This is a genomic window from Marivirga arenosa (genome assembly GCF_030503875.2).
In the GTDB taxonomy this organism is placed as follows: Bacteria; Bacteroidota; Bacteroidia; order Cytophagales; family Cyclobacteriaceae; genus Marivirga; species Marivirga arenosa.
Genome location: NZ_CP129968.2, coordinates 2,876,889 through 2,888,891 on the forward strand (window position 1 = coordinate 2,876,889; position 12,003 = coordinate 2,888,891).

Consider the following 12,003-nt stretch of genomic DNA (forward strand, 5'->3'; position numbering starts at 1 on the left):
ATTTTTTAAAATAAAAAATGCCGTATAATTCACATCATACGGCAAGTTCAATATAATTATGTTGCTTTAAAGCTTAAAAATCCAGTCATGCTTATCTTCAGCTTCACCTAATTTTATAGCATCAAGCGCTTTCAATACTTTATTTGAGAACTTTCTTTCTTCGATCGGAGGCAAAGTATAATCTACTCCATCATGGCCGATAAGTGCAATATGTGCGATTGTAGCCGCTGTTCCCGCTCCGAAAGCATCTTGTAGCGTACCATTCTTGGCCGCCTCAATCACTTCGTCAACACTAACTCTTCTCTCTTCCACTTTCATTCCCCAATCTCTTGCCACTGTGAGAACAGAATCTCTGGTGATACCTCTAAGGATAGTTGAACTTGCTTCTGGCGTAATTAAAGTATCATTAATCACGAACATGATATTCATGGTACCTGATTCCTCTATGTAGGCATGCTCTTTTGCATCGGTCCAGATTAATTGATGATACCCCTGTTTCTGAGCTAATTTTGCAGGATATAAAGAACCTGCATAATTACCAGCAGCTTTTGCATATCCTGTTCCACCTTTAGCAGCTCTAGTAAACTCAGTTTCAATCTTAACTTTTACAGGTTCACTATAGTAAGCTCCAACAGGGCATGTAATAATCATAAATCTGTACTTCTCAGAAGGCTTAATTCCTATATAATCATCCATTGCAAAAACGAATGGTCTGATATATAAGGCAGTGTTTTCCTTATTAGGAATCCAATCCTTATCAAGATTTAACAATTCCGTCATAGCTGTTATGAAAAGCTCTTCAGGAACTTCCGGAATGCACATTCTTTCAGCTGATTTGTTCAATCTTTTAGCATTGGCTTCAGGCCGAAACACCACTGCTTCTCCTTTATTGTTTTTGTAAGCTTTTAAACCTTCAAAAACAGATTGACCATAGTGAATAACACTTGACGCTGGTGCTAGAGAAAGATTCTCATAAGGCACTATACGTAAATCACTCCATTGACCATCTTCATAGTCCGCAATGAACATATGGTCAGAATAAACTTTTCCGAAAGGAATATTGTCAAAATCAACCTCATTGATGCGTGAATTTTGAACTTTTTGAATGGAAATATCTAAAGTATCTATCATGATGGTCGGTTTAAATTAAAATTGCACGAAAATACAAAAAAAAGGTCAAATTTCCAATTACTTTTTAGGTACCCATGGTACTTCATCTACCTTTAATTCTTGGGTTAATTTCCGTGATAACATGAATAAATAATCTGACAATCTGTTTAAATATGTGATTATCAAATCATTGACTTCTTCATGCTCCTTGAGAGTTACTATTCCCCTTTCTGCTCTTCTACAAACCGTTCTGGCAATGTGGGTGTAAGATACTAACTGATGTCCACCTGGTAAGATGAAATTTTTCATTGGTGGTAACTGATCGTTCAATTCATCAATTACTTTTTCAAGTCTATCTACATCGCTTTCAGAAATATCTGGAATGGGAAATTTGCTTTCTCCTGGTTCCTTTGCAAGTTGAGAACCAATAGTAAATAATCTATCTTGAATTTCAATTAACAAAAGATTTCGAGATACATTCTCTTTATGATCTCTCAATAAACCAATCCAAGAATTTAGTTCATCTACATTGCCATAAGCATCAATTCTTATATGCGCTTTTGATACTCTGGAACCTCCCAATAATGATGTTTTACCTTTATCTCCTCCTTTAGTATATATCTTCATAGAAATGATTCATTAGTCGAAGTGCAAATATAGAATAATTCATAAGAAGAAATTACTTCTTAAAAGGATTCAAAATACTATTAACATTAAAATGATCGAATAGCTCTTACATTTCTTGGGACTTGTTTTCCAAAACCTAATTGAACCCCTGCATTAAACTGCATAGCTTCTGCATTATTTGCATTTATTTCGTTAGAACTCCAATAAAAATCAGAAGCAAATGCATTCCCTCCTGCACTTACAGCTGAGGAATTAATTAGCTCTTTATTATTATACATAATGCCTAATTCAACCATTGAAGGAAGATACCAGTCTCCGTAATCAACCCCATTTTCTGTGACAACTAATTCATTACATATTCTTGCTGCATAAGTTTCACCATCATCTCCTATTGCTACATGTGAACTTATCGCAATAGCAGTATTTGATTTTCCCGCATAAATGCCATCACCTTTTGCTTGAGTACTGCCTTTTGTTCCAGCATGCCATCTAATACCAGCACTCTGATCAGATATTGCGCAAACTAAGCCATGTCTTCCGGTAGCATCGACCCAAAAAACAACTCCTCCCTGCGCTAAATCCCCTACTTCGTAAATATTGTCTGTTGCTGTAGTTGCAAAACCCATATTTGCAATGGCTGTTGAATCAAGTTGTGGACCAGCCACATATCCATAATTAGCAATATCAGTTGAGTCTGTGTGAGGTCCTGTAACAAATCCAAATTCAGCAATTTCATCACTAGTTAATTTAGTATCCTCAGTATGAGTATTCCAAAATGCAGTATCCGCTTCTGTAATTCCAGATGCCAATGAGGATTGAAAAATAGGATCTGATTCTTCGGTCACAACATTAAAAGTCAATTCATCAGCGGTATTGGCATGTAGCGCGTAAGGCACACTTAATAGTTGACTAGTACTTACTATGGTATAGTTACTTCCACCTTGTGGATCTGTTTCACTTTTAATAAAATAAGGCCCTTCACTCCAATCTATACCAGAAAAATCACCTGATACAACTTCCCCCTCTCCTATTATTATGCTTAATAATCCATTTGCATTAGTATTTGATCTGTGTGTCTCAGAATAAACAGCACCTCCATTTACAGAGTTTTGAATAATGCTAATTTGCATTGCCACATTTTGTTGATTAAGCACTTTACCATCGGCATTTCTAATTACAGCTTGGTAACTAAATTTTTCAGGACTTTGTGCGTATGACGTTAGCGCGATGAAAAATATTGATTGAATTAATAATAACTTTTTCATAATATATTTCCCTTCCTCTTTTCTTTTATTGCTTTAATACTTTAAATGATTTAAGAACTTTACCTTTACTGTTAACATTAATAAAATAAATAGCTGCAGGAAGCTCTCGTATATCAATCACAGTTTCCGATGTTTCTACTATATGTGATTTTAGGATATTTCCATTTGCATCAAATAATTGGTATAAATAACTGCCAATGCCTTTTACTTCCAATTTCAATTCATTTGAGGTTGGGTTTGGGTAAATTTTTGATTCTATCTTGATATTTTGATTTCTTAACCCAGAAACAACTTCTGTAATTACAGGCTGTTGCACTCCAGAAGATAGGATTCCATGAGAAGAACTTACTGAAGTATATATCACTTGGCCGATAGAGGCGCTAACTGAACCTCCACTCCCTACAGCTTCAAAAGCTGCAGTGTTTACACTTTCCTGTGCTTTTAAATTTGAACAGCTTATAACAGCTATAATCAGGGCAATTATTAAACCTTTGAATGTCATACGATTCATATTGAAGAATTGAAAATTAGACTCAGCCCCTATTATATTTTAAATCTAAATTTCAACGAGAATTAACTAAATCAAAATCATGAATGCTTAATTAGGATAAGTGATTTCAGGTTTTGATTTCTATACATCAAATTTATATATTAAATATTTGTTTTAGACATCTAATTCTTTCAGTTCATCGAAATATGAAAAAAACAGTACATCAATATTTTATAAATTTTAAAAGTAAAGTGCAAAATGAAGTAACTATTAGGGTATTAGAGAAGGGTTTTAAATAACATATAGTAAGATTTAGTAACAATTATCAAAAAGGGAAATAAAAGTATTTTAATAAAATATTACCTAAGAATAATCAACTTGGAGGGTTTAGCTTAGTAAAAGATACCTAATGTTTCTTCTTATGTTCATTAAACCATTTTGGTGCTGGAATATCGTTATCATGAATATAATTTATAATAACTTTAATTTCATCTTCTGACAGTGCTGTTTTAGGCATTAATCCAAATCGTTTTACTGGCCCTTTCATCAAAGCTTTATCTTTTGAAGGATTATAAGCGAAAGAAGTCATTTTATTTATAAAATCAGCTCTATCAGTTGATGCTTTCAAATACCTTTCTTTAATTCCTGCAAGTGGTGGTGCTATTATTTCTTCATGTGAATTACTATTTGGATTATGACATACATAACAATTACTACTTATCAATTGGGCACCATTTTGAGAAATGATTGAATTAGAGGCCAAATCAGTTTTTTGAGATTCAGTAGAACTATTTGACTCATTATTTTGACAGCCAAAAAATGTTAAAGCAATTGTTAGTGGTAATATTCCGCTTAATATTATTCTATTATTCATATTTTTATCTATTCTTAAAATAAATTTATTATTAGTTTTCCTTTTCGGAATTTATAATCGAATTATATAATTCTTGGCTTAAGTATTCAGGATTATAAATTATGCCTCGATTTAACAAATTCTTAACAAAAGCACGAAGGTGATTTCTAGATCCTTTTAATAAATTCTCATAGACATAATTAATATCTTGATTGTCGATAGAAGTATCCAAATCATTTTGAATATCTATAATATCAATTTCTTCAATTACAGCCCCTACCTTTAATGCTTCTATAATATTATCAGAACCTTGAGAGATTAAATCATTGTAAAGCTGTTGTAGTTCAGCATTTTGAAACTCTCCGAAATGGGTATCTTCAGCAGGATCACTCAAATCATATCTATTGATCAATTGTAAAACTGCATCCATGTGACTTTGCTCGCTTTCAAAAATATTATTGAATACTATAACAGAATACTTATCATATAAAAAACCATAGACATCTCTGGCTAGTTTTTCTTCTTCTCTCATAAAGTAAATGGAAGAAATTTCTTGTTCACTTAATGGCTCTAGAGGAAAACTACTTATCATAGTCAATTTATTGTCCAATTTAGGGCTAATATTATCATTCAACGGATCACAAGACAATATGATAAAGGGTGAAAAAATTAGAATGATTAAAGCTGATGTTCTCATGACTTTTTAAGTTTATTCCTATAAAAATAGCCATTTATTCTATCAGCTGAGGTAACACTTGTTACAGCGAAAGGATATATTTGATTGACTTAATTAGATAAAAAAAGAAAAGCCGGGGTCACTACTCCCGGCTTTCTAACCTAAACCAAAACTACTCACTATGAAAAACTAAAATCTATTTATCAACCGCTAGTTTGTAACTAGGGTCTTCTATAACATTAACATCAATAATTTTATCTGCATTTTGAAGAAGTCTTCTACAATCAGGGCTTAAATGCTTAAGGTGAACCTTCTTTCCAACCTTTAAATATCTTTCAGTAATTTTATTTAAAGCCTCAATTGCAGACATATCTACCACTCTACTTTCCGCAAAGTCAATAATCACTTCTTCAGGATCATTCATCACATCAAATTTCTCATTGAATGCGGCTGTAGATCCGAAAAATAATGGGCCATAAATTTCATAATGCTTTGTACCCTCTTGGTCTACACTTTTTCTAGCTCTAATTCTTTTGGCATTATCCCAGGCAAAAACTAACGCTGCAATGATTACTCCCACTATTACGGCCAGTGCCAAATTATGCAATACAATCGTCACGAGAGTTACCAATACCATTACCAAAATATCTGACTTTGGCATCTTATTAATGGTTTTCAAACTTGCCCATTCGAAAGTACCAATTGAAACCATGATCATAAGCCCTGTTAAGGCTGCCATGGGTACAAGTTCAATATAAGATGAACCAAACATAATAAACACCAATAGCATTATTGCAGCAACGATTCCTGATAATCTTGCTCTTGCACCGTTCGAAATATTAATAAGGCTTTGTCCTAACATGGCACATCCTCCCATACCTGAAAACAAGCCAGATAAGATATTAGCCGTACCTTGAGCTACTGCTTCTTTATTTCCTCTACCTCTACTTTCAGTAATCTCATCTACAATATTGAGGGTAAGCAAACTTTCAATTAAACCTACTGCAGCCATAATTGCTGAGTATGGTAAGATAATCATTAAAGTTTCCCATTTAAGAGGGACGCTAGGGATATGAAATGGCGGAAAAGTACCTTTAATTGAAGCAACATCCCCTACAGTTCTCGTATCTATATCGAAAAAGAAAACTACTCCAAAAATCACTAAAATAGCAGCTAATGAAGAAGGAATCGCTTTTGTTATTTTAGGTAAGCCCCAAACGATTAACATTGTTGCCAAAACTAAAGCCAATAATATATAAAGAGGCTCTCCACTTAACCAATTACCAGACCCATCCTTAAATTGAGCCAGTTGAGACGTGAAAATAATAACTGCTAAACCATTCACAAATCCGAATATTACTGGATGAGGCACTAAGCGCATAAATTTACCTAGCTTTAGCACACCAGCCAGTACTTGAATTAATCCAGATAAAATCACTGCTGCCAACACATATTCAACACCATGTTGTTGAGCCAATGAAACTATGACTACTGCAATTGCACCAGTTGCACCTGATATCATTCCTGGCCTACCACCTAAAATAGCAGTAACCAAGCCCATAACAAATGCAGCATATAAACCAGTAAGAGGGGAAAGACCTGCTACGAAAGCAAAAGCAACTGCTTCTGGGACTAGTGCCATAGCTACTGTCAATCCTGAGAGCACTTCTGTTTTGTAATCTACTCTTTGTGTAAGATCAAATAATTTAAAATATTGCTTCATTTGCTTATTTTTGGCTGTTTTTCAATTATTTATCTTTAGCCGTCTTCCAAATAAGCGCGCAAAGGTAAGAGTTTTATTTTAAAAATAAAACTATGGAAAGAAAAAGCCTAGATTTATAAACATAAACCTAGGCTATGTAAATTATACTTGTGCTAATGCTTGTTCAATATCCCAAATTAAATCTTTAGCATCTTCCACACCTACTGAAATTCTTACAAGGCTTGAAGTAATGCCAATTTTATTTCTTAAATCCTCATCCACATCAGAATGCGTCATTGTAGCCGGATGTTCCGCTAATGATTCGGTGCTTCCTAAACTAACTGCAAGTTTTATCAACTTAACATTATTTAGGAATTTAAAAGCTTCTTTCTCACCACCTTGAATATCAAACGCTAACATAGCACCGTTTGAAGTACATTGCTTTTTAAATATATCATACTGGCGACCGTCCTCAGGTTTAAGATTACCCAGATAATGTACTTTTTCAACTTTAGGATGTGAGTTCAGAAAAGCAGCTACTTCTTGAGCGTTTTGCGCTTGCTTCTCCATTCTAACTTTTAAAGTCTCTAAACTTCTCATCAACAACCAGCCAGTGTGAGGTCCGGCCATATTACCCATGAAGGTTCTAAAACCCTTAACTCTTTTTATTAAATCAGCTGAACCCAAGCAAGCTCCTGCTACTAAATCACTATGCCCTCCAATATATTTTGTAGCAGAATAAATGACCATATCTGCACCTAATTTTAAAGGATGTTGCCAAATAGGCCCCATATAAGTATTATCAACCCCAATATAGATTGGCTCTTCCTGAGTATTGATTGAATCTGCAATTTCTCGGAACATACCGATATCAACCAGCGCATTAGTGGGATTTGCAGGAGTTTCAAGATATACAAAACGGATTTTATCTTTCAATCCGCTCGCCTCAATTTCTTTCATGACATCTTCCTTATCTTGATATGGATTAACACCAATTGAATGAATGCCCCATTTCGGTAAAACATGATTAATAAAATGATCAGTTCCACCGTAAACTGGTACAGAATGTAATAAAACATCTCCAGGATTAAGGAATTCCATTAGCATACTGCTAATTGCTCCCATTCCACTTTCGAAAATAGCAGCGTCTTCTGCTCCATCCCATAAACACAGTCTATCTTCTGTGATTTGTAGGTTTGGATTATTTAATCTGCTGTATATCAGACCTAACTCTTCCTCATCAGTCTTCTCCCTTTTTCCGTAAGCCACCTCAAAAAATGCCTTACCATCTTCCGCTTTCTTAAAGGCGAAAGTTGAAGTTTGAAAAATTGGACACTTGATTGCTCCTTCAGATAATTCAGGTTTATAGCCGAATGACATCATCTGACTTTCTGGTGAAAAAGAATGTTCGTTCATAATTTCTAATATTTTTTATAAATTTAGAAAATAGTTCTTGTGATTCATATAATGAAGAAAATAAAACTACTTTTTACATTTAATAAGAAATATCATCTATTTAGCAATCTTTTAATCTCAATAAATGGAAAATAATTCTACACTAAGACTGGATCGAACAGATATAGAAATTTTAAAACTGCTTCAACAGAATGCAAGAATGACCAATAAGGAACTTGCTGCTAAACTAGACTTAACTATCACTCCTATTTATGAGCGAGTTAAAAGATTAGAGAAAACGAAGGTTATAAGGCAATATGTAGCATTAATAGATGCAGATAAAACTGGTAAAGGGCTGATGGCGTTATGTATGCTTCGTTTAGAAAAACATACAAAGGATAAATTAGCTCAATTTGAAGATCATATCTCTAAAATCCCCGAAGTTACGGAATGTTACCACTTAGCAGGTCAATACGATTATCACCTTAAAATTCTAGTAAAAGATATGAACGCTTTTCAGGATTTCATAGTAAATAAACTATCTACTAACCAAAACTTAACCAACATTCAAAGTTCTTTTGTGATGAAGAAAATCACAGATACCACTGCTATTCCTTTATAATAAAATGAGTTTTACCCCATCTCTTTTCATAAAGTAGGTTTTTAACTAGATTTACAATTCTAAACCAAAATCCCTTCAAAATATGCCCCAACAGAAACTAACTGAACTCGCAAATCTAGCCGTTAAATATGTCAATACTACTAATAGATTAATATTTCTAACTGGTAAAGCAGGTAGCGGTAAAACCACATTATTAAGGCATATTATAAAAAATACCTACAAAAATGTTGCAGTAGCAGCCCCAACCGGTATTGCTGCAATAAATGCAAAAGGAGTTACATTACACTCTTTATTACAGTTACCATTTGGTACTTTTATTCCAGATGATAATGCAGTTGATTTCAGCAGAACTAGTGAGCAAATTCATACTCCACGGACATTTCTTCAACAATTTAAAATGTATGGCAATAAAAGACAGATTATTAGAAATCTGGAATTATTGATTATAGATGAAGTCAGTATGCTGAGAGCTGACATTTTAGATTGCATGGATTTAGTATTAAGAACTGTTCGTAAAAATCCTAATCCCTTTGGAGGATTACAAATCATGTTTATTGGAGATTTAAATCAGCTTCCTCCAGTTATTAAACAATATGAATGGCAGTATTTGAATCATTTCTATAATACTGGATACTTTTTTGAAGCCTTAGCTATTCAAAAATCAGAAATGGTTTACATCGAACTTGATAAAATATTTCGCCAATCAGATCCGGAATTTACTTCAATATTAAACCGATTAAGGGACAATCATTTAACAAAGCAAGATCTGAAAAAATTAAATGAGCATTATGTAGAAGATGCAGAAGAATCTACAAAGAATGGTTACATCCATATCACCACTCACAATAACAAAGCTGATCTTATAAATGAAAAGGCGTTAAAATCATTAAGTGAGGATGAAACTAACTATACGGCCGAAATAGAAGGAGATTTTCCTGAAAACATGTACCCAATACCTGCGCAATTAAATTTCAAACTAGGCGCACAAGTAATGTTTATTAAAAACGACTCAAGTGGTGATGCACGATATTTTAATGGTAAAATAGGAGAAATATCAGAGCTCAATGAGGACACTATAAAAGTAAAACTGAAAGATCCGGAAGATGAGGTTACGGTGGAAAGATACGAATGGCTGAACCAACGTTATAGTTTGGATAAAGCCACTAATGAATTAGAAGAGAAGTGGCTGGGTACTTTTAAGCAATTCCCTTTAAAATTAGCTTGGGCCATTACAGTACACAAATCACAAGGTTTAACTTTTGAAAAAGCAATATTAGACTTGTCCGATAGTTTTGCGCCTGGTCAAATGTATGTTGCTTTATCTAGACTCACGAGTTTAGATGGCTTGATACTCTCAAAACCTGTCCATAATATTACCATAAACTTAGCAGATACTTTAAAGAATTTTGAACAAAAAAAGGTAGATTCCTCTGAGCTGAAAAAAAATCTAGCTTCCGATCAAAAAAGATTCTTATTTGAACATGTTCGGGAAGCTTATAATTTTCAAGAATTAAAAAATGAGCTGAGTCACCATTTCAAAAGTTTCAATAAAAATGAGAACCGCTCATTAAAACAACAGTATGCTAAGTGGACGCACGAAAAACTAGAAAGCCTAAATGAAATCAATAAAATCGGTTTAAAATTCCAAAGCTCACTAGCTCATTATGAGGCAAAATCAGAATATCTTCAGGAATTAGAAGAAAGGGTGCATAGTGCTGAATCCTATTTTAAACCTAAGCTAAAGGACCTATATGATGCATTTAAAGCTCATTTGATTGAGACTTCTAAACAAGATAAAGTAAAAAGCTATTTAAAGGAAATAGAATCAATCACTGAATTACTTAAGTCAAAAATTTTACAAATAAGTAAAACTGGTCTACTTGTTAATTCAGCTGTTGACAATCGTATTTTAACTAAATCGGATTTAAATCAATCTGCGGAATATGCTGATGCGAAAAAGAATTCAAAAAAATCAAAGCCAAAAAAGGATAAAACTCCCACAGCTGAGATTTCATTTAACTTGTATAAAGAGGGAAACAGCATTGATCAAATTGCAAACAAAAGAGGTTTTGTAGAAGGTACTATTTTAGGACATTTATCTAAATATATTGAGAGTGGGGATATAGATGTAACAGAATTAATTGATCCTGTCAAATTAGACCAAATTTGTCAAGTTATGGCTTTAGATGAAGTAAAAGGAAGCGCAGATGTGAAAGCAAGATTAGGAGATGAATTTACCTATGATGATATAAAAATTGCTTGGGGTCATTTTAGGAAAAATCAAGCTCAAAATGCAGAAAATTAAATTTTGTTAAGGGAGTTCTTTATATACTCACGAATAAAATTTTCATCAATGGGTGAAAACCATTTAAACTCGGTATCTTTTTTAAACCAAGTCATTTGCCTTTTTGCATATCTACGGCTATTTCGTTTTAACAATCTTATCGCTTCCTCTTTATCATAATCCCCATCCAAATATCCAAATATCTCTGAATAGCCTACTGTTTGCAATGCATTCAAATTTTTAAACGGATAAAGTTCGTTTGCCTCTTCAAATAAACCAGCTGCAATCATTTGGTCCATTCTTAAATTTATTCTTTGGTATAATTCTTCCCTTGGTCTTTCTAAACCAATTTTTATGATATTAAAAGGCCGTTCTACTTTACTGGTTTGGGCTCTATAATAGGTCATATTCTTGCCCGTAGCTCTAAAAAGTTCTAGGGCTCTAATCAATCTTTGAGGGTTTTGCTGATCCACAATGGAATAATATTCTGGATCAACTGCTTGAAGCTCATTTTGAAGGTATTCCAAACCAAACTTTAGATATTCATCATTTAATTGAGCTCTTAGTTCTTGAGGGATCTTGGGCATTTCATCAATACCTTCACAAAGTGCTTTAACATATAAGCCTGAGCCCCCTACCACAAAAACAACATCATATTTTAAAAACAGCTCACTTAATAAATTCAAACTATCCTTCTCAAAATCACCAACATTATATTCATCATGAATACTATGTGAATTAATAAAATGGTGAACTATTCCATCCATTTCACGCTTTGAAGGTTTAGCAGTACCTAATTCCATTTCTCGATAAAACTGCCGCGAATCAGCCGAAATGATTTCTGTATTAAATTGTTTAGCTAATTCAATTGACAAAGAGGTTTTTCCTACTGCAGTAGGCCCCGCTAAAATCACGATAGTTTTAGAATATTTAGTCAAATTAGATATAGAATTTGAGCTGAAAAGATTAAATTGAGCTA

General features: G+C 33.5%; 11 protein-coding genes. 2 read left to right on the top strand and 9 right to left on the bottom strand.

Features of this window, described 5'->3' with window-relative positions; genetic code table 11:
• Positions 1 to 66: 66 nt before the first annotated feature.
• From QYS47_RS12415 to QYS47_RS12450, 8 genes are all read right to left on the bottom strand, one after another.
• The gene (locus QYS47_RS12415) at positions 67 to 1,131 is read right to left on the bottom strand and encodes a branched-chain amino acid aminotransferase (protein ID WP_308356345.1); all 1,065 of its coding nucleotides are present in this window, start codon (positions 1,129 to 1,131) and stop codon (positions 67 to 69) included.
• A gap of 57 nt (positions 1,132 to 1,188) precedes the next feature.
• Complete coding sequence (locus tag QYS47_RS12420) at positions 1,189 to 1,737, bottom strand: cob(I)yrinic acid a,c-diamide adenosyltransferase (protein ID WP_322346490.1); 549 nt, start codon at positions 1,735 to 1,737, stop codon at positions 1,189 to 1,191.
• A gap of 86 nt (positions 1,738 to 1,823) precedes the next feature.
• Entirely contained in the window at positions 1,824 to 3,002 is a 1,179-nt protein-coding gene (locus QYS47_RS12425) for a hypothetical protein (protein ID WP_322346492.1), read from the bottom strand.
• A 25-nt stretch (positions 3,003 to 3,027) separates the two neighbouring features.
• The gene (locus QYS47_RS12430) at positions 3,028 to 3,504 is read right to left on the bottom strand and encodes a T9SS type A sorting domain-containing protein (RefSeq protein WP_322346493.1); all 477 of its coding nucleotides are present in this window, start codon (positions 3,502 to 3,504) and stop codon (positions 3,028 to 3,030) included.
• A 394-nt stretch (positions 3,505 to 3,898) separates the two neighbouring features.
• On the bottom strand, positions 3,899 to 4,366 hold the full coding sequence (locus QYS47_RS12435; protein WP_322346494.1) for a c-type cytochrome: 468 nt from the start codon (positions 4,364 to 4,366) through the stop codon (positions 3,899 to 3,901).
• A gap of 31 nt (positions 4,367 to 4,397) precedes the next feature.
• Positions 4,398 to 5,042, bottom strand: coding sequence for a DUF2202 domain-containing protein (locus tag QYS47_RS12440; RefSeq protein ID WP_322346495.1), 645 nt, complete (start codon positions 5,040 to 5,042; stop codon positions 4,398 to 4,400).
• A 175-nt stretch (positions 5,043 to 5,217) separates the two neighbouring features.
• On the bottom strand, positions 5,218 to 6,744 hold the full coding sequence (locus tag QYS47_RS12445; protein ID WP_322346496.1) for a SulP family inorganic anion transporter: 1,527 nt from the start codon (positions 6,742 to 6,744) through the stop codon (positions 5,218 to 5,220).
• A 141-nt stretch (positions 6,745 to 6,885) separates the two neighbouring features.
• On the bottom strand, positions 6,886 to 8,139 hold the full coding sequence (locus QYS47_RS12450; RefSeq protein WP_322346498.1) for a cystathionine gamma-synthase family protein: 1,254 nt from the start codon (positions 8,137 to 8,139) through the stop codon (positions 6,886 to 6,888).
• 124 nt (positions 8,140 to 8,263) lie between these two features.
• On the opposite strand from QYS47_RS12450, the gene QYS47_RS12455 reads away from it, so the two are divergent.
• On the top strand, positions 8,264 to 8,740 hold the full coding sequence (locus QYS47_RS12455; protein ID WP_308356338.1) for an Lrp/AsnC family transcriptional regulator: 477 nt from the start codon (positions 8,264 to 8,266) through the stop codon (positions 8,738 to 8,740).
• 82 nt (positions 8,741 to 8,822) lie between these two features.
• Positions 8,823 to 11,045 (top strand): helix-turn-helix domain-containing protein, encoded by a 2,223-nt coding sequence (locus QYS47_RS12460; protein ID WP_322346501.1) that lies wholly within the window; start codon positions 8,823 to 8,825, stop codon positions 11,043 to 11,045.
• On the opposite strand, the gene miaA is transcribed toward QYS47_RS12460, so the two are convergent.
• Positions 11,042 to 11,962, bottom strand: coding sequence for a tRNA (adenosine(37)-N6)-dimethylallyltransferase MiaA (gene miaA / locus QYS47_RS12465; RefSeq protein WP_322346502.1), 921 nt, complete (start codon positions 11,960 to 11,962; stop codon positions 11,042 to 11,044). The two genes, QYS47_RS12460 and miaA, sit on opposite strands and share 4 nt — an antisense overlap.
• Between the last annotated feature and the right edge of the window lie 41 nt (positions 11,963 to 12,003).